The sequence below is a fragment of the Enterococcus sp. H57 genome (assembly GCF_003112495.1).
GTDB lineage: Bacteria > Bacillota > Bacilli > Lactobacillales > Enterococcaceae > Enterococcus_B > Enterococcus_B faecium.
The window spans coordinates 65,901-83,594 of record NZ_BEHC01000035.1 but is presented as its reverse complement, the minus strand read 5'-3'; the positions used below and the strand labels follow the sequence as shown (position 1 = coordinate 83,594).

18 protein-coding genes and 1 other annotated feature are annotated in these 17,694 nt (G+C 39.9%); of the genes, 14 read left to right on the top strand and 4 right to left on the bottom strand.

Features of this window, described 5'->3' with window-relative positions; genetic code table 11:
• Positions 1–194 precede the first annotated feature (194 nt).
• The 4 genes from DIZ30_RS08115 (at position 195) to DIZ30_RS08095 (ending at position 3,597) form a co-directional block, all read left to right on the top strand.
• Positions 195–659 carry a MarR family winged helix-turn-helix transcriptional regulator gene (locus DIZ30_RS08115; protein WP_002287461.1) on the top strand — a complete coding sequence of 155 codons (465 nt, stop codon included), beginning with the start codon at positions 195–197 and terminating at the stop codon, positions 657–659.
• Entirely contained in the window at positions 643–1,272 is a 630-nt protein-coding gene (locus DIZ30_RS08110; RefSeq protein ID WP_002287459.1) for a nitroreductase family protein, read from the top strand. Before DIZ30_RS08115 ends, DIZ30_RS08110 begins: the two co-directional genes overlap by 17 nt.
• A gap of 353 nt (positions 1,273–1,625) precedes the next feature.
• Positions 1,626–3,104, top strand: coding sequence for an ABC-F type ribosomal protection protein Msr(C) (gene msr(C), locus DIZ30_RS08100; protein ID WP_002326097.1), 1,479 nt, complete (start codon positions 1,626–1,628; stop codon positions 3,102–3,104).
• A 46-nt stretch (positions 3,105–3,150) separates the two neighbouring features.
• The gene (locus tag DIZ30_RS08095) at positions 3,151–3,597 is read left to right on the top strand and encodes a DUF2798 domain-containing protein (RefSeq protein ID WP_002287457.1); all 447 of its coding nucleotides are present in this window, start codon (positions 3,151–3,153) and stop codon (positions 3,595–3,597) included.
• Between the two features lie 198 nt (positions 3,598–3,795).
• Here DIZ30_RS08095 and DIZ30_RS08085 read toward each other — a convergent pair whose 3' ends face one another.
• Complete coding sequence (locus DIZ30_RS08085; protein WP_002287456.1) at positions 3,796–4,311, bottom strand: PadR family transcriptional regulator; 516 nt, start codon at positions 4,309–4,311, stop codon at positions 3,796–3,798.
• Between the two features lie 116 nt (positions 4,312–4,427).
• On the opposite strand from DIZ30_RS08085, the gene DIZ30_RS08080 reads away from it, so the two are divergent.
• Positions 4,428–5,630: an MFS transporter gene (locus DIZ30_RS08080; RefSeq protein WP_002296013.1), complete on the top strand. Its 1,203-nt coding sequence runs from the start codon at positions 4,428–4,430 to the stop codon at positions 5,628–5,630.
• Between the two features lie 492 nt (positions 5,631–6,122).
• Positions 6,123–6,443 (top strand): hypothetical protein, encoded by a 321-nt coding sequence (locus DIZ30_RS08070; protein ID WP_002324457.1) that lies wholly within the window; start codon positions 6,123–6,125, stop codon positions 6,441–6,443.
• A gap of 254 nt (positions 6,444–6,697) precedes the next feature.
• Here the strand turns inward: DIZ30_RS08070 and DIZ30_RS08065 are convergent, their stop codons facing one another.
• The 3 genes from DIZ30_RS08065 to proB form a co-directional block, all read right to left on the bottom strand.
• Positions 6,698–7,042, bottom strand: coding sequence for a hypothetical protein (locus DIZ30_RS08065; protein ID WP_002324458.1), 345 nt, complete (start codon positions 7,040–7,042; stop codon positions 6,698–6,700).
• Between the two features lie 75 nt (positions 7,043–7,117).
• The gene (locus tag DIZ30_RS08060; protein WP_002298218.1) at positions 7,118–8,365 is read right to left on the bottom strand and encodes a glutamate-5-semialdehyde dehydrogenase; all 1,248 of its coding nucleotides are present in this window, start codon (positions 8,363–8,365) and stop codon (positions 7,118–7,120) included.
• Complete coding sequence (gene proB / locus DIZ30_RS08055) at positions 8,362–9,168, bottom strand: glutamate 5-kinase (protein WP_002287451.1); 807 nt, start codon at positions 9,166–9,168, stop codon at positions 8,362–8,364. The genes DIZ30_RS08060 and proB overlap by 4 nt, the downstream gene beginning before the upstream one ends.
• Before the next feature lie 229 nt (positions 9,169–9,397).
• Here proB and DIZ30_RS08050 point away from each other — a divergent pair, with 229 nt between their 5' ends.
• From DIZ30_RS08050 to rlmB, 8 genes are all read left to right on the top strand, one after another.
• Positions 9,398–9,925, top strand: a complete 528-nt coding sequence (locus tag DIZ30_RS08050; protein WP_002287450.1) for a dUTP diphosphatase — start codon at positions 9,398–9,400, stop codon at positions 9,923–9,925.
• A 62-nt stretch (positions 9,926–9,987) separates the two neighbouring features.
• Positions 9,988–11,358, top strand: coding sequence for a DNA repair protein RadA (gene radA / locus DIZ30_RS08045; RefSeq protein WP_002287449.1), 1,371 nt, complete (start codon positions 9,988–9,990; stop codon positions 11,356–11,358).
• Between the two features lie 33 nt (positions 11,359–11,391).
• The gene (locus tag DIZ30_RS08040) at positions 11,392–12,549 is read left to right on the top strand and encodes a PIN/TRAM domain-containing protein (protein ID WP_002287448.1); all 1,158 of its coding nucleotides are present in this window, start codon (positions 11,392–11,394) and stop codon (positions 12,547–12,549) included.
• Positions 12,550–12,718: 169 nt separating this feature from the next.
• Positions 12,719–14,179 carry a glutamate--tRNA ligase gene (gene gltX / locus DIZ30_RS08035; protein WP_002293095.1) on the top strand — a complete coding sequence of 487 codons (1,461 nt, stop codon included), beginning with the start codon at positions 12,719–12,721 and terminating at the stop codon, positions 14,177–14,179.
• Positions 14,176–14,415 (top strand) — a binding site (T-box leader). Its footprint overlaps the gene before it by 4 nt.
• 85 nt (positions 14,416–14,500) lie before the next feature.
• Positions 14,501–15,037, top strand: coding sequence for a serine O-acetyltransferase EpsC (gene epsC / locus DIZ30_RS08030; RefSeq protein WP_002287446.1), 537 nt, complete (start codon positions 14,501–14,503; stop codon positions 15,035–15,037).
• Positions 15,034–16,446, top strand: coding sequence for a cysteine--tRNA ligase (gene cysS / locus DIZ30_RS08025; RefSeq protein WP_002322772.1), 1,413 nt, complete (start codon positions 15,034–15,036; stop codon positions 16,444–16,446). Before epsC ends, cysS begins: the two co-directional genes overlap by 4 nt.
• Positions 16,443–16,838: a Mini-ribonuclease 3 gene (locus DIZ30_RS08020; RefSeq protein WP_002293091.1), complete on the top strand. Its 396-nt coding sequence runs from the start codon at positions 16,443–16,445 to the stop codon at positions 16,836–16,838. The genes cysS and DIZ30_RS08020 overlap by 4 nt, the downstream gene beginning before the upstream one ends.
• The gene (gene rlmB, locus DIZ30_RS08015; protein ID WP_002318842.1) at positions 16,831–17,691 is read left to right on the top strand and encodes a 23S rRNA (guanosine(2251)-2'-O)-methyltransferase RlmB; all 861 of its coding nucleotides are present in this window, start codon (positions 16,831–16,833) and stop codon (positions 17,689–17,691) included. Before DIZ30_RS08020 ends, rlmB begins: the two co-directional genes overlap by 8 nt.
• Positions 17,692–17,694 lie beyond the last annotated feature (3 nt).

Sequence of the window (17,694 nt, the reverse complement as noted above, 5' to 3'; positions counted from 1 at the left end):
CAATAATCTTGGTTTTAGCGTTGTGCTTTCTTTATCATTTTTTCCGTTCATTCTACAAAAAATTTCTTTTCTCTATATTTTTCTATTGAGAGCGTTTTTTTTATTACACAGCTGATTCTTTGACTTTTTTCTTTTTTTATTCTATTATTGACAAGTCAATCGTTGACGAGTCAATTATTAGAGAGGAGGAAATTATGTCTTTAGAAGAGATTAGTCACCTTTTATATCAAATCAAATTAGCCGATCAAAAAATCGTCCAGATCTTTGAAGAAAATATCGGTATAAGTCTTACTAGATACGAGATCATGATGAGACTGAAAGAAGAAAATCCATTGCTGCAAAGCAGTTTGCAAGAAAAGTTGCAGATTGATCAAGGAGCAGTTACTCGTCATCTGAAGGTATTGGAAGCAAATGGCTATGTTTCGCGTCAGAGAAATCCTCAGAACAACCGGGAAGTGTATGTAGCGCTAACAGAAAAAGCCCAGAAGAAAATCGAGCATTGTGAAATGGACCATAAAGATACAGGTTCCGTGCTGTCCCCAGCTTTCAGCGATGTAGAAATGAAACAATTCCTAACACTTTTAGATAAATTGAATACCCAACTTTGCAATATAACAACAGAAACGAAAGAGGTTAATAATAATGGAACAAAAAAATGATTTTTCAACAATTATGACTGGTAGAAGATCCGTTCGCGTATATGATGAAACATACAAAATCCCACACGAAGAAATGCTGGAAATGATCAAAGAAGCGACGACTGCTCCTTCTTCTGTCAACATGCAACCATGGCGCTTTGTGGTCGCTGAAAGCGAGGAAGCAAAAGAAATCTTGCGTCCTTTGATCCGTTTCAATACGAGACAAAATGATACTTCTTCTGCAATGGTCATGATTTTTGGCGATATGCAATGTTACGAATATGGCGAAGAAATCTATAACCAAGCTTACGAATCAGGGAAGATGCCAAAAGAAGTCAGAGATCAACAATTAGCTGCGATCATTCCTTATTACAAGAGTTTTTCAAGAGAAGAAATGAACGATGTAGTCAAAGTCGATTCTAGCTTAGCGGCTATGCAATTCATGTTAGTTGCACGTGATCATGGCTATGAAACAAATCCAATTGGTGGATTCGAAGCAGATCAGTTGGCAGAGGCATTTGGTTTGGATAAAGACCGTTATGTTCCAGTTATTATTTTATCAATAGGAAAAGCGGTAGAAGAAGGTTACGAGTCTGTTCGTTTAGCACCAGAAAAGATCACTACGTTCGAATAAAAGGTTTTCAGTTACTATTCAGTAGCTATTGTTTTTTTTGAATCGTGTGTGGTAACCTAATAAAAAAGGAGGTCGGAAAAATGACTGCATCGATGAAATTACGTTTCGAACTTTTGAATAACAACTAAATAAATTCAAAAGACATGTATAAACAACAATTTCATGGATGGAGTATGTCCATTTTTTCGAACGACAGTAGAATAGGTGAAAGCTATGACAGATTTGGTGATTTAGTCATAGTTATTTCGTTCAGAGTAGGAAAAGATGTGATGCAGTTTTTTTGCAAACAGATTTTTCTGCTCTTTTTTAGTATCGATAATTGTTGTTTTACATGAAATAGGAGTGTAAAACATATGGAAAATTTAGCAGTAAATATAACAAATCTACAAGTCAGCTTTGGCAACCAGCTAGAACTATCTATTGATTCTCTTCGTGTCTATCAGCAAGATCGTATAGGGATCATAGGAGAAAATGGTGTCGGTAAATCGACTTTGCTCAAACTAATAGCCGGTGAACTTTTTCCCGATCATGGGAAAATCCAAACAGAGATCACCTTCAACTACCTGCCTCAATTAACCTATCTCGCTGAAGCAAAGGACCTAAATTTGGAATTAGCCAGTCATTTCCAGTTAAGACTGGAAGAAACTTCAGAGCGGAAATGGAGCGGAGGGGAAGAACGAAAGATCGAGTTGATACGTCTTCTTTCTTCTTATGAACAAGGGATGCTTCTAGACGAGCCAACAACCCATCTAGATAGAAAAAGTATTGAACGACTGATTGAAGAGCTTCGTTATTATTATGGTACGCTGGTTTTTGTTAGTCATGATCGCTATTTTCTAGATGAGCTGGCAACGAAAATCTGGGAAGTAAAAGACGGAGAAATCCGAGAGTTTTCGGGGAATTATAGTGCCTATCTCACTCAAAAGGAATTGGAGAAAAAGACTCAGCTACGAGAAGCAGAGTCGATCATGAAAGAGAAAAAACGATTGGAAAAATCGATCCAAGAAAAGAAAAAACAAGCGGAAAAGTTGGAAAAAGTGTCCAGTAAAAAGAAAAAGCAACAAATCAGACCGGATCGGTTGTCTTCCTCTAAACAAAAAGACAGTGTACAAAAAGCCATCCAAAAGAATGCGAAAACATTAGAGAGAAAACTCCAAAAAATAGGAGAAACAACCAAGCCGCAGCAGATGAAACAAATCCGTTTTCCAGTACCAAAATCTCTTGAACTCCACAGCCGCTATCCCATCATGGGACAAAATGTCCAACTGGAAAGAAGTGGGAGAACATTACTGGTAAATGGTGATTTTCAGTTTTCTTTAGGTAAAAAAATCGCGATTGTCGGTGAAAATGGTTCAGGTAAGACAACCTTATTAGAACATATCCGCAAACAAGGAGAAGGAATCCTTCTCTCTCCGAAAGTAAGCTTTCAAGTATATCAGCAAAAGGGTTATCAAATGACATCTGAAGAATCCATCATTCGTTTTGTCATGAGACAAACAGAGTTTTCAGAATCGCTTGTCCGTAGTTTGCTGAATCACTTAGGGTTTGCTCAGGAAACTCTGACGAAACCGTTATGTACATTAAGTGGGGGAGAAGCGACCCGTCTGACGATTGCTTTGCTTTTTACTAAGCCAAGTAATGTGTTGCTGTTAGATGAACCGACTAATTTTATTGATATGGCAACGATCGAAGCTTTAGAGAAGCTAATGCAAATATATCCGGGAACGATTTTGTTTACTTCTCATGATTCTTACTTTGTCGAGCGTACGGCTGATGAAGTTTATGAAATAAAAGGGCAGAAAATAAAAAAAGTACTTACGAGAAATTTTTAAATGTGCTACGATGATTTTCGTGACAAATTTAAAGGAGTGGTACAGATTGCCTACAAATAAAAAAGAAGGAATAATTTTTACAACAATGATGTGTTTTTTGATGGTCTTGGGGATGAGCGCGTATAATTTATGGCTGCATCAAGATCTTCATTTATCAAGTTTGTTGATTGGTCTAGTGCCTGGATTCGTGGTGGCTTTCATTTTGGATGTCTTCATCATCGGTGTGCTGGCGAAAAAAATTGCCTTTAAACTACCAGTAAATCCAGAAAGCAAGGTCCAAATGATCTTAACTATTTCATGCTTGATGGTTTTAGGAATGGTGACATGTATGTCTTTATTCGGTGTGATCATGGAACAAGGAATACCTGATCAATTATTCTCTGCTTATATGAATGCTTGGAAAATGAATGTGATTGCCGCTTTACCGTTGCAGTTGATCATCGTTGGCCCGCTTTCAAGAAGTGTGCTAAAAGCAATTCAAAGTAATGAATGATGGAACACTGTTATTTGAAAAAAGGCCTTGGCATGCTTTTTGTCATAGTCTCTTGAATGCAGTTCTAGAAAAATAGTGATCCGAACGATAGGTTTTGGCCTGTCGTTCGGATCGCTTTTTCTTTTCCAACTGTATTGCTCTTTTATTGAAGATAATTTGCTCTTCAATAGATATTTCTAGAAAGGTTCTGTTTATCCCTTACTCAAAAAACTGCTGCATTTGTTCTCTTACTTGCTGACACCATTGGAGTTCCTGCTGACAAAGCATGATTCGGCGCTGGATTACAACGTAACGTCCAAATTCTTGTTTCTTGTCTAGCGAGAGGTCATTCAATTTTTTTTGATTTTTTTGCATGATTTTGTTCAGCTGTTGTTCTCTAGTGAATAGCAGTCCAGTAGCTGTTGTTTTATCGAGCGTCGAAAAAGCATAGATTTTTGCTAGAAATTCATCTTTTTGCGTAGGAGCGGGAGTTTCCTCTTTGATCCATTCCTCTACAAGAGCACGTCCTTCATCAGTCAAGTGGTAGATCTTTTTTTGAGAGTGCTCGTCTTTGTCCAAAACGGTCACATAACCCTGCTGGTCTAACTTGGCAAGCGTTGTATAGATCTGACTGTGATGGGCTTCCCAAAAAATTGTGATCAGCTGCTTCAATTCATACCCAGAACGTGGTTTGGATAAAAGCACGCATAATAATATATAGGCTAAAGTATTCATAAAAATCCTACCTCTCGTCTTATTTTCTTTATTATATCACAGTGAAGTTTCCACGTTTTACATGTGCATATTGACATGTAAAATAAATCATGTATGATGCTAATAGAGAGAAAGGGATGGAAATATTGGAGAATCAAATAGATATACAAGAACAAACAAATGAAGAAACAAAGGGGAAAAGTTCAGCGCTAGTTGTAGCAGCTACCTGTATGATCGCTTTTATGGGAGTGGGTCTAGTAGACCCAATCTTAAAAACGATTGCTGCACAGTTAAACGCTACGCCAGCTGAAACGACACTGTTATTTACTAGTTATATGTTAGTCACTGGTGTGGTGATGCTATTTACAGGTTTCTTATCTAGTCGGATCGGTTTGAAAAAAACATTGATGACAGGATTGTTTATCATCGTTGTATTCGCTGGTCTTGGCGGATTATCTGGGAATATCGGAATGCTGATTGGGTTACGTGCCGGCTGGGGTGTCGGGAATGCTTTATTTGTCTCTACTGCTTTAGCAACGATCGTCAGTATTTTAGTTGGTAACACAGAAAAAGCAATCATGATGTATGAAGCAGCACTTGGCTGCGGAATGGCTGTTGGCCCTCTAGTCGGTGGGGTCTTGGGCAGTGGTTCATGGCGTTATCCATTTTTTGGGGTAGCATTTTTGATGTTTTGCGGTTTTATAGCCCTAGCGGTACTTTTACCTGAAACTGAGAAACCAAAGAGAAAAGTAGGCCTTTGGGAAGGTGTCAAAGCGTTAAGCAATCATAAACTTCGTTCAGTTGGACTAATCGCATTGTTATATAATTTCGGATTCTTTACTTTACTTGCGTATGCGCCATTTTTATTGATTGGCTATTCTGAATTAGAAGTCGGTTTTGTATTTTTTGGCTGGGGTGTGCTTCTGGCTATTGCTTCGATTTTCGTTGCACCGGCTCTTGAGCGGAAGTTTACGACTTATCGGACAATTTTAGCAGCATTTGTCTTATTCATTATTTGTTTGCTGTTATTAGGGGCTGGAACTTCTATGCCAGTCCTTGTACCGATCAGCATTGTGTTAGCAGGATTTTTCCAAGGAATTATCAATACACTGTTGACGACGATTGCTATGGAAATACCAGGTCTGCAACGAAATGTTGCTTCTTCCAGCTATAGTTTTGTCCGCTTTTTCGGTGGAGCTTTAGCACCATTTATTGCAGGTGTGATTGGTGAACATATTGGTGAAAGCTATGCGTTTTATTTTGCAGGTGCCATTGTTCTTATCAGTGTATGTTGTATCATTTATCACCGTAATTATTTTGCTACAAATGAAGAAGAATAAGAAATCAGAGGTTGTGAAAAAGCTGTCCTGCATCAAGTCATAAGAACAGCCAAACAAAAATAGCTTCTCATATTTTTCGTTTGGTTGGGCTTATTACCGCAGATGCAAGCTTTTGAACACCGTTTATCAGGAGGTTGTAAAATCAGCGTTTTGTCCTGAGTATTAGAGAAACAAACGGAAAAATAGTTCCTCATATTTTGCCGTTTTTTGAGCTAATACCGAAGGACAGCTGATTGAACACCGTTTATCAGAGGTTGTAAAATCAGCGTTTTATCCTAAGTATTAGAGAAACAAAACGGAAAAATAGCTTCTCATATTTTACCGTTTTTTGAGCTAATACCAAAGGACAGCTGATTGAACACCATTTATTCGGAAAAAGGGGATGTGACACGATTTTTGTCACATTCCCTTTTTTTCTCAAAATAATGAAACTGGAAAATTTTCAGTAGGTAAGCTAAAATTCATTTAAGAAAAAGAATGGGGGGATAATAGATGCTGGAAGAATATTTTCAGGAAGTCGGGTTGACACTCGTTGAATTACCCATTGAATTTTCAGATGATCGGTTGATTTATCGTGGCTATATCAAAGAATTGCCAATAATCAATGCGGAAGGTGAAACTAGAAAAGCGATGCAGCAAAAAATAGCTGGTATGTATCAGGTGTATCGGGAACAGCTACTGGCTGAATCAGCGGAAGAAGAAAAAACGATGAACTTGTCCATGGATGAGCTGCTTCGTTATTATGATGGCGAAACATTTGACGGATTTTCGCTTCTTAACGAAGAGGAAACAGATTTACCAGGCAGCTGGTAGGCGAACGCCGTTTATATGGGAAGAGGCTGGGACAGAAGCGTTTAACTCCAAGAAATAAGAAGAAATTCACGAAAATTGCTTTTCAAATTTTTGTGAATTTCAGCTTATTTCCGAAGGAGTTGCTTCTGCTCCCGCCGTTTATACATGTTTAGAGCGTGGGACAAAAGTTTTTCTTTACTTTTGTCCCACGCTCTAAAAAGTCCGGCAGTTTTTTGCCGATCTTCAAGGCACTCTACTTATCGTACGGATATTTTTTAGCGGAAAGTCCGATTCAAGTGGTTTTTATTCAGCTGATATTTATAAGATAAGTGAAAAATCCCAGCAATCAGTAGCGTAATCGTATAAGCGATTGAATGATCGAAAAAAGAATAGTAATTGATTGTCGCTAATAAGCATAATGCAACCATGTAACTAATGTGCAAGCGTGTAACCAGCCCTTTTGGCCCGATTTTGTCAAAATACTGCGACCATTTTTCCCGTTGACTCCCTATGCTTCGTTTTTTGAATTGAAAGAAAAGGGATAAAATACTGACTCCCAGAAAAGCAGCGATATTCAGAGAAATAAGGTAAATAAAAAAAATCATTAAAATTTCAAACATATTGACACCTTTCTAGTTGGATAGAACCTTTACAGAAAAAAGGCAAAAGGCGGGAATAATGTTTCACACGAAACATTATTCGCGGATTTGTCCATCGCCATAAATGATATATTTTGTGGAAGTTAATTCATTTAACCCCATTGGACCACGGGCATGCAATTTTTGAGTAGAGATACCGATCTCTGCACCAAAACCAAATACCGATCCGTCTGTAAAACGAGTGGAGGCATTGACATAGACAGCCGCCGCGTCCACTTCATTTAAGAAACGTTGACTAGCCGCATAACTATCTGTCACGATCGTTTCTGAATGTTTAGTATTATGCCGATTGATATGTGCAATTGCTTCATCCAAAGAATCGACCACTTTGACAGCAAGGATATAATCTAGATATTCAGTATCCCAATCTGTGTCTTCTGCTAAAGCAGCCGTCTCTAGATATTCTAACGCACGAGCATCCGCACGTAAAGAGACCCCGTGTTCTACCAGTTCTTTTTCAATAGCTGGCAAGAAAAAAGGTGCGATCTCAGAATGGATCAGCAATGTTTCTGCTGCGTTACAGACAGATGGACGGGAAGCTTTTGCATTGACGATGATGTTCACTGCCATAGATAACTGTGCTTCTTTATCGATATATACGTGATTATTTCCTGTACCTGTTTCAATGATAGGTACCGTTGCCTGTTCTTTGACTCGTTGGATTAATTTTGCTCCGCCTCGAGGAATCAGCACATCTAAGTATTCTGTCAATCGCATCAACTGTCCTGCAGTTTCATGAGAAGTATCATCGACAAACTGGATGGCATAAGGAGATTCGCCAGCACTGACCAGTACTTGCTGCAATAATTGGACTAATAATTGATTCGAGAAGAATGCTTCTTTGCCACCGCGAAGGATAACGGCATTCCCTGATTTGAATGCTAGACTAGCTGCATCTGTCGTGACATTTGGACGAGATTCGTAAATGATGCCGATCACGCCTAGTGGCACGCGCTTTTTGCCGATTCTCAATCCGTCGGTGTTCGTCCACATCTCATCTACTTTTCCAATAGGATCGTCTAACGAAGCAATTTTTTCGATCTCTGTAGCCATGGCATTGATTCGCTCAGGTGTCAGCTGCAAGCGGTCTTGCATCGTTTCACTGATATTGTTTTCGACTGCTTTTTCTAAGTCTTTATGATTTGCTTCAATGATCGCTTGTTGATTCTTTTTGATGGTTTGTGCCATTTGAACAAGTAGCTCATTTTTGCGGTTTGTAGGCATAAGTGCTAGTTGTTGCGCGCTATCTTTTGCCTGTTGTCCTAATTGCATCAAGTCAGTCATTTCAAGTCCTCCTTAAATAAAGTACCTACTTCTTTTCCTGCAAGAATATCAAAAATAATTGCCGGATTTTTTCCATTTGCTAAAATCATTGCGCTGTTTGCTTCAAATATCCTAGAAGCGGCTTTTAATTTACTCTGCATACCGCCTGTTCCAAATGTGCTACCAGCACCACCTGCTTGTGCCAGAATCTTTTCATCGATTTTATCGATATAGCGATACATCTGAGCCTCGGGATTTGTAGTCGGATTATCTGAATAAAACCCGTCGATATCAGAAAGGACGATCAAAAGGTCTGCCGCGACAAGTTTTGCCATGATGGCTGACAGCTGATCATTATCGCCAAATTTTGTCAGATGATCTAATTCATCCACTGCTACAGTATCGTTTTCGTTCACGATAGGGATCGTGTCCATAATCAAAAGCTGTTCCAATGTATTCCTCACATTTTTACGACTTTCAGGATAATCTACCACGTCTCTTGTCACGAGGATCTGTGCCGTCTGTTGATTATATACACTGAATCTTTGATTATAGATATTCATCAGTTCGGCTTGACCAACAGCCGCCGCAGCTTGCTGTTCAGGAATCAAAGTCGGACGTTCTGACAAATGTAATTTATGCATACCAACGCCTACAGCTCCTGATGAGACTAAGATCACTTCCTTTCCCCGATTTCTAAGATCAGAAAGGACAAAAGCTAACTGATCGATTGCCGCAAGATTGATATTTCCATTGGGATAAATCAATGTACTTGTTCCTACTTTGACAATAATTCGTTTTGCATTTTTAATTTCTTTACGCATGTGACACCTCAATCAAATATCCACTCATTAATTTCGTTCTATTCTACTTGTTTTGACGAGTAAAGTCATGTAAAAAATAGTTTTTTTGTACAACTTGCAGTCGTTTGGAAAAAGAACGAATTAATGGTTTACTTTAAGATAGCAGAATTTCTTGAAGAATTTGTAAAGAAAGTCTTTTACAGCCTCGGATATGTTAGAATAGGAGTAGTTTATTTAGGGAGGAAAACCGGTGAGAAAAAGAGGATTTGAAGTTATTTCTAAATATAAAGATCAAAATATCAATCTACCGCAGCGCGCTACACATCATGCTGCTGGCTATGATTTTGAAGCAGCAGAAGAGGTCGTGATTCCAAGTATCTGGAAAGCAGGCTGGAAAAAGGGGTTGGAAACAGTCGCAGATGGATTGAAAAAAGATGTATCAGAAAATGAAAAACAATTGAAACCAACCCTCGTGCCTACTGGAATCAAAGCTTACATGGGAGAAGATGAATTTTTGCAGCTTGCTAACCGTTCAAGCAATCCGTTGAAGCGGTTTTTAGTGTTGACAAACGGAGTAGGTGTGATTGACAGTGATTATTACAATAATGAGGCAAATGAAGGCCATATCATGTTCCAATTCACCAACTTTGGTTTCAAGGATGTAGTGATCAAAAAAGGCGAGCGTATCGGCCAAGGGATCTTCTTGCCGTTTTTAAAAGCAGATCAAGATCAAACGACTGCTCAACGTCAAGGCGGATTTGGTTCTTCCAGTAAATAAAACGTTAAAGATACTTAAGCTTGATTTAATGTCTCATGATTAGGATAAAAGGAGGCGGTACAATGGCAAAAAAATCAAAAGTACAATTTGTTTGCCAAAATTGCGGGTATGTGTCGCCTAAGTTCTTGGGACGCTGCCCAAATTGCGGAAAATGGAATACGATGGTCGAAGAAATCGAACAAGATACAACGGACCGCAGAACTCGGACAAGTTTGACAGGAGAAAAAGCAAAACCAACAAAAATCGCAGACGTCGTCCCTAAAAAAGAACCTCGGATCAAAACAAAATTAGAAGAACTGAACCGTGTGTTAGGCGGAGGTGTGGTGCCAGGGTCTATGGTCTTGATTGGTGGCGATCCAGGTATCGGGAAATCCACTTTGCTGTTACAAGTTTCTCAGCAATTAGCAGCCATAGGCGGAAAAGTTTTATATGTATCCGGCGAAGAAAGCGCAGAGCAGATAAAATTACGCGCGGAACGCCTCGGAAGTATCAACACAGAATTTTATCTATACGCTGAAACAGATATGAACGAAATCAGTCGTGCCATCGAACATATCTCCCCTGATTATGTTATCATTGATTCCATCCAAACGATGACGCAGCCAGACATCACAAGTGTGGCAGGAAGTGTCAGCCAAGTAAGAGAAACCACTGCAGAACTACTCAAAATCGCTAAAACAAATGGGATAGCCATTTTTATCGTCGGTCATGTTACCAAAGAAGGCTCGATCGCCGGCCCAAGAATGTTAGAACATATGGTGGATACGGTGTTATATTTTGAAGGTGAACAACATCATAGTTTTCGGATTTTGCGAGCAGTAAAAAACCGATTTGGCTCAACGAATGAGATTGGGATTTTTGAAATGCATGAGCATGGATTGGAAGAAGTCGCTAATCCTTCACAGATTTTCTTAGAAGAACGCCTAGACGGTGCAACTGGCTCTGCTATCGTTGTGGCAATGGAAGGGACACGTCCAATTTTGGTAGAGATCCAAGCATTAGTCACACCTACTATGTTCGGAAATGCCAAACGAACAACAACAGGTCTTGATTTCAATCGGGTATCTCTGATCATGGCAGTGCTGGAAAAAAGAGCTGGGTTGCTTCTTCAGAATCAAGATGCTTACTTAAAAGCTGCAGGTGGGGTAAAATTAAATGAACCAGCGATTGATTTAGCTATCGCTGTCAGTATTGCTTCAAGCTATAAAGAAAAAGGAACACAGCCAACGGAATGTTTCATCGGTGAAATTGGACTGACTGGAGAAATCAGACGTGTCAGTCATATTGAACAACGAGTCAAAGAAGTCCAAAAACTCGGCTTCACAAAAGTATACCTACCTAAAAACAACTTAGGTAACTGGGAAGCGCCAAAAGGAATCGAGATAGTTGGAGTAGCAACTTTGGCTGAAACGTTGAAGCGTGTGTTCCGCTAACTAATAAATGATTGTCGAAACGGAGGAAAAACGATGCAAAAACGTGTCATTACTTTGCTGATGATCATTGTCGGCGCAAGCTTGGGTATTTCATTTTTACCCTCAGCTTGGCAGGCAATCGGTCAGCAGTCAAACGGATGGCTGAATAATACATTTACCAACAGCCTGTTAGGCGCACTTATTTTCTTTTTATTATCTTTGCTGTTGGCCAAACATATCTCAGCTATTATCAAACAAGTAGAACAAAAACTAAGTGAGGTCAGCTTGACTTATCTTCTCTTCGGTGCGATCGGTGCGATCATCGGATTGACTTTAGGTGTTGTGATCTCGACCCCTCTTTACAATATGGAAATTCCATTCGTCAATAGTGTATTGCCGATTTTACTGATGATCATCTTAGGCTATCTGGGATTGAGAATGGGAACGACACGAATCGAAGAATGGAAGAAAGTTTTTGGTTCACGAAGCAAAAAAATCGAGCAAGAAACAGCTAGTCAAGTTGAGAGTCAACTGTTAGAACGAAAATCAGGAGAAAATTTCCATAAATATAAAATCTTGGATACAAGCGTGATCATTGACGGTCGGATTTATGATATTACAAAGACTGGATTCTTAGAAGGAACCTTGATGATCCCTAATTTTGTTCTTTACGAACTACAATACATCGCGGACTCAGGGGATAGTTTGAAACGTGTGCGTGGTCGTCGCGGATTAGATATCCTAAATGCCTTGCAAAAAGAAGAGGGTATATCTGTCGAAATGTACGATGGGGACTTTGAAGATATCAGTGAAGTAGACAGCAAATTAATCAAATTGGCTAAGCTTTTAGATGGTGTCATTGTAACCAATGACTATAACTTGAATAAAGTTTCTGAATTCCAAAATGTACCTGTTCTTAATATCAATGCGTTGGCAAATGCCGTAAAACCAGTCGTCATCCCTGGTGAAACGATGAATGTTCTAGTAGTAAAAGCCGGGACAGAACGCCAACAAGGAGTAGCCTACCTAGATGACGGCACGATGGTTGTCGTAGAAGATGGACAGCATTACATGAATGAACGTATCGAAGTCGTTGTAACAAGTGCCCTTCAAACAGCTGCTGGACGCATGATCTTTGCTAAACCTGCACATGCAGGACGAGGAATCGACAATAAAAAAGAGACAGAGAAAAAGACTAAACAATCAAAATAAAAAAGAAATTCAGCCAACTGGTAAGGAAATTCAACCAGTTGGCTTTACTATTTACCTTAGAAAAGGTAAAATTTGTGCTGAGTGGCTTTAAATAAATGATATTTGAGAAGCCGTAACTGACGGAATTTTTGCTGTTAGTCAAAGTCTAGTTTGAAAGAAGAGGAAGAAAATGACGAAAGTACGCGTACGCTATGCACCAAGTCCAACTGGGCACCTGCATATTGGAAATGCAAGAACTGCATTATTCAATTATTTGTTTGCCCGCCACAATGATGGAGACTTTATTATTCGTATTGAGGATACTGACCAAAAACGTAATATCGAAGATGGCGAAAAAAGCCAGTTGGAAAACCTTGCTTGGTTGGGAATGGATTGGGATGAATCTCCTGAAAATCCTGGAGAATACGGCCCTTACCGTCAATCTGAACGTAAAGAAATCTATCAACCGCTGATTGATCAGCTGCTTGCTAGCAATCGAGCATACAAATGCTATTGCACAGAAGAAGAATTAGAAGCAGAACGGGAAGCACAACGCGCAAGAGGAGAAATGCCTCATTACGCAGGAACATGTGCGAACTTGACACCTGAAGAACAAGCAGAAAAAGAAGCACAAGGTCTAGAATCTGTTGTACGTTTCCGTGTGCCTCGCAATACAGAATACGCATTTACAGATATGGTGAAAGGCGCTATTTCGTTCGAATCCGATAATATCGGTGGCGACTTTGTCATCCAAAAACGCGATGGTATGCCAACTTATAATTTTGCTGTTGCGGTCGATGATCATTTGATGAAAATCACTCACGTTTTACGTGGAGATGACCATATTGCCAATACACCAAAACAACTGATGATCTATGAAGCATTTGGCTGGACACCACCAACCTTCGGACATATGACATTGATCATCAACAGTGAAACAGGTAAAAAACTAAGCAAACGTGACGAATCAATCTTGCAATTTATCGAACAATATCGCGAATTAGGCTATCTACCAGATGCAATGTTCAACTTTATTGCATTATTGGGCTGGTCACCTGTGGGCGAAGACGAAATCTTCGAACACCAAGAATTGATCAAAATGTTCGATCCAAAACGCCTAAGTAAATCACCCGCAGCTTTCGATGCGAAAAAACTGCAATGGGTAAACAACCATTACATCAAAGCAATGGATCTAGATGCATTTACTGACATGTGTCTGCCTTATCTAATCGCTGATGGACGTGTAGCAGAAAACCCAGATGAAAAGACAATCGAATGGGTGAAGAAGATCGTTAGCCTGTATCAACCTCAAATGAGCTATGCTGCAGAAATCGTTGATCTGTCTACGCTATTTTTCAATGAACATCCTGTATTGAATGAAGCAGCAAAAGAAGTACTTGCTGGTGAAACAGTTCCTACTGTTCTCCACGCATTTAAAGCACAGCTAGAACAAATGGAAGTAGTAGATGCTCCAACTGTAAAAGCTGCCATCAAAGCTGTTCAAAAAGAAACTGGCGTAAAAGGGAAAAATCTTTTCATGCCGATCCGTGTAGCTGTATCAGGACAAATGCATGGTCCAGAATTGCCTGAAACGATCGAATTGCTTGGTCGTGAAAAATCATTAGCACATTTAAATCAAGTACTGAACTAAACACGATGAACAGAAAAAAGTAAGCAGCTGATCATTACAAGAGAGATACCGGGTGGTGCAAGGTATCAATGAATGGTTGCCGAAATGCCTCTGGGAGTGGTCTTGGTGAAACACAGAAAACAGGAAAAACTGTTTTATAGGAAACAAAGTAGCCAAGAACGTATAACAGGCGTTAGCTGTCAGAGATAATCATTGATTATGAAGAAAAGTGGAACCACGCGGAAAGCGTCTTTTGATAAGGAAACTTATTTAAAAGGCGCTTCTTTTCTTTATAAGAAGATGATTTCCTACATAAAATTCTTACGAAAGGAGTGGAAAGTCATGAGTTGGTTTACCCGAGCGATTGATGCAGCAAAGAGAAACGATCCGGCTGCACGTTCGACAGCTGAGATCGTTTTGACATACCCTGGTTTTCATGCCTTGTTTTGGCATCGTTTCTCTCATTTTTTATATCAGCACCGGCTCTTTTTGTTGGCGAAGATCAATGCTCAATTCTGGCGTTTCCTGACTGGTGTTGAGATCCATCCAGGAGCAACGATTGGAACTGGCGTGTTCATCGACCATGGAATGGGAATCGTCATTGGCGAAACCGCAGAAATCGAGGACGATGTGATTTTATTCCATGGCGTAACATTAGGCGGCACAGGAAAAGAAACGGGTAAAAGACACCCAACTGTTAAACAAGGAGCCATGCTCTCTGCGAATGCGCAGATATTAGGACCGGTAACGATCGGAAAAAACGCAAAAATCGGTGCAGGTGCCGTTGTGTTGAAAGATGTTCCAGACGACGCTACAGCGGTAGGAGTACCAGCAAAAGTCGTTCGAATCAAAGGAGAAAAAGTGAGGAGATCAGAATGATAAAAATCTACAATACATTGACCAGAAAAAAAGAAGAATTCATCCCTATACAAAAGGGACATGTCGGTATGTATGTCTGCGGACCGACTGTGTATAATTATATCCATATCGGAAATGCTCGTAGCACCATTGCTTTCGATACAATTCGACGCTATTTTGAATATCGAGGCTATAAAGTCGATTTCGTATCGAATTTCACGGATGTAGACGATAAAATCATCCGTACAGCAAACGAATTAGGTATTACAGCACCAGAAGTTGCTGATCGTTTCATCCGAGCATTTGAAGAAGATACGAAAGCGTTGAATGTCGAGCCTGCTACACTGCATCCAAGAGTCATGGATCATATGCCAGATATTTTAGCATTTATTCAAGTGTTGGTTGAAAAAGGCTATGCTTATGAATCTTCAGGTGATGTGTATTACCGTACCCGTAAATTTGAAAATTATGGGAAATTAAGTGACCAATCCATCGATGAACTGGAAGTCGGAGCAAGTCAGCGTACAGGGGAAGAACAGCAGCAAAAAGAAGACCCATTAGATTTTGCTTTATGGAAACAAGCAAAACCTGGCGAGATTTCTTGGGATTCACCATGGGGCAAAGGACGTCCCGGTTGGCATATTGAATGTTCCGTTATGGCAACAAAACATTTAGGAGAAACCATCGATATCCATGGTGGAGGTCAAGATTTGGAATTTCCTCATCACGAAAATGAAATCGCACAAAGTGAAGCGAAAACAGGGAAAAAATTCGCTAATTACTGGATGCACAATGGCTATGTAACGATTGGCGAAGACGATGAAAAAATGAGTAAATCTCTAGGGAATTTCATCACTGTACATGAAATGATCAAAAACGTTGATCCACAAGTCTTGCGTTTCTTCATGGCGACCACACAATACCGTCGTCCGATCCGCTACAGTGAAACGACGATGAAAGAAGCAGCCACCAATTTACAACGACTGAAGAATACGTTTGACAATTTGAAATTCCGCCAAGAAACTGCCTCAGAGAATTTGGCAGATGATGCGGATAAAATCGCTTTGTTAGAAAATTTAGAACAGCGATTCATCGAAGAAATGGACGATGATTTTAATGCAGCAAATGGGATCACAGTGGTCTATGAGCTTGCTAAGTGGCTGAACACTTATCTAGACCAGCCGAAAGTTTCTGCCGCTGTCTTGGCACAAGGAGAAGCTTTATTCTCGCAATGGCTTTCGATCTTCGGTATTTTATTTACAGCAGAAGAGTTATTAGATGAAGAGATTGAACAATTGATCGAAGAACGAAATCAAGCAAGAAGCAATCGTGATTTTGCCCGAAGCGACGAAATTCGTGATTTGTTGAAAGAAAAAGGGATCTTATTAGAAGATACACCCCAAGGAACCCGATGGAGAAGAGAAGCATGAGAGATTACACACAATTGAACGGTTTAGCCTTGGCTTATGTTGGAGATGCGATTTACGAAATCTATGTTCGTGACCACCTGATTGATCAAGGAGAAACAAAACCCAATAAGCTGCATCGTGCGGCAACGAATTATGTTTCTGCGAATGCACAAGCCTTTTTGATTCAGCAAATGCTGGAAGAACATCTTTTGACAGAAGAAGAAGAACTTTATTATCGCAGAGGAAGAAATGCTAAAAGCCATACGAGCGCAAAAAATGCTGATGTTACGACGTATCGGGTCGCAACAGGGTTCGAAGCGCTCATGGGCTATCTGCATTTGACAAAACAAACCGAGCGGATGGAAGAATTGATCCGCTGGTGTATTCAGAAAGTTGGTGAAAAAAATGGGTAAAGAAAGAACAAACAAACATCAATCGAAACGTGGATTTGAAGACAAAAAACAAAATAGATATCCAAATAAAAAGCAAACTGGACGAAATCAGTCAGTTTCTGATCAAAATGAAGAAGCATTAGAAGATAATTTCGTCTTTGGACACCATGCCGCAGTAGAAGCGCTACAACAAGGGCGAGGGAATAAACTCTTTCTTCAAGAAGATTCACGAGGAGAAAAAGTAGAAGAACTGAAAGAAATCGCACGTGAACAAGCTGTGCCAGTCAAATGGGTTCCTAAACAAAAATTAGAAACTTTGAGCGATCACGGCGTGCATCAAGGAGTCGTTCTTGCGATTACACCTTATGAATATTTATCCCTTGACCAACTGATTGAACGAACAAAAGAGAAAAAAGAAGACCCCTTCTTTTTGATTTTGGATAGCATCGAAGATCCACACAATTTTGGGTCGATTTTACGGACAGCAGACGCAAGTGGCGTCGATGGTGTGATCATACCAAAACACCGAGCAGTTGGAATCACACCTATCGTAACAAAGACTTCCACTGGGGCAGTCGAACATGTCCCTGTTGCACGCGTGACGAATTTGGTACAAGCTGTGCAACAGCTCAAAGAAACAGGATTTTGGGTATTTGGCACAGATATGACCGGCACAAACTTCCAAAAATGGAATGCCAAAGGATCAATTGCTTTAGTCATTGGTAATGAAGGCAAAGGAATGAGTCCAGGATTGAAAAAAGAAATGGATGAATTGCTGACGATCCCGATGACCGGGCACGTCCAGAGCTTAAATGCCAGTGTTGCTGCTGGTTTGCTTATGTATCAGGCTTTTTCCCAACGTCAGGGGGAGTAGACC

What these genes read in the sequence shown, in the direction of transcription:
- DIZ30_RS08115 (WP_002287461.1), top strand. Translation starts at nt 195, where the DNA reads ATGTCTTTAGAAGAGATTAGTCACCTTTTATATCAAATCAAATTAGCC.
- DIZ30_RS08110 (WP_002287459.1), top strand. Translation starts at nt 643, where the DNA reads ATGGAACAAAAAAATGATTTTTCAACAATTATGACTGGTAGAAGATCC.
- DIZ30_RS08085 (WP_002287456.1), bottom strand. Translation starts at nt 4,311, where the DNA reads ATGAATACTTTAGCCTATATATTATTATGCGTGCTTTTATCCAAACCA.
- DIZ30_RS08080 (WP_002296013.1), top strand. Translation starts at nt 4,428, where the DNA reads ATGGAAATATTGGAGAATCAAATAGATATACAAGAACAAACAAATGAA.
- DIZ30_RS08070 (WP_002324457.1), top strand. Translation starts at nt 6,123, where the DNA reads ATGCTGGAAGAATATTTTCAGGAAGTCGGGTTGACACTCGTTGAATTA.
- DIZ30_RS08065 (WP_002324458.1), bottom strand. Translation starts at nt 7,042, where the DNA reads ATGTTTGAAATTTTAATGATTTTTTTTATTTACCTTATTTCTCTGAAT.
- DIZ30_RS08060 (WP_002298218.1), bottom strand. Translation starts at nt 8,365, where the DNA reads ATGACTGACTTGATGCAATTAGGACAACAGGCAAAAGATAGCGCGCAA.
- proB (WP_002287451.1), bottom strand. Translation starts at nt 9,168, where the DNA reads ATGCGTAAAGAAATTAAAAATGCAAAACGAATTATTGTCAAAGTAGGA.
- radA (WP_002287449.1), top strand. Translation starts at nt 9,988, where the DNA reads ATGGCAAAAAAATCAAAAGTACAATTTGTTTGCCAAAATTGCGGGTAT.
- DIZ30_RS08040 (WP_002287448.1), top strand. Translation starts at nt 11,392, where the DNA reads ATGCAAAAACGTGTCATTACTTTGCTGATGATCATTGTCGGCGCAAGC.
- gltX (WP_002293095.1), top strand. Translation starts at nt 12,719, where the DNA reads ATGACGAAAGTACGCGTACGCTATGCACCAAGTCCAACTGGGCACCTG.
- epsC (WP_002287446.1), top strand. Translation starts at nt 14,501, where the DNA reads ATGAGTTGGTTTACCCGAGCGATTGATGCAGCAAAGAGAAACGATCCG.
- cysS (WP_002322772.1), top strand. Translation starts at nt 15,034, where the DNA reads ATGATAAAAATCTACAATACATTGACCAGAAAAAAAGAAGAATTCATC.
- DIZ30_RS08020 (WP_002293091.1), top strand. Translation starts at nt 16,443, where the DNA reads ATGAGAGATTACACACAATTGAACGGTTTAGCCTTGGCTTATGTTGGA.
- rlmB (WP_002318842.1), top strand. Translation starts at nt 16,831, where the DNA reads ATGGGTAAAGAAAGAACAAACAAACATCAATCGAAACGTGGATTTGAA.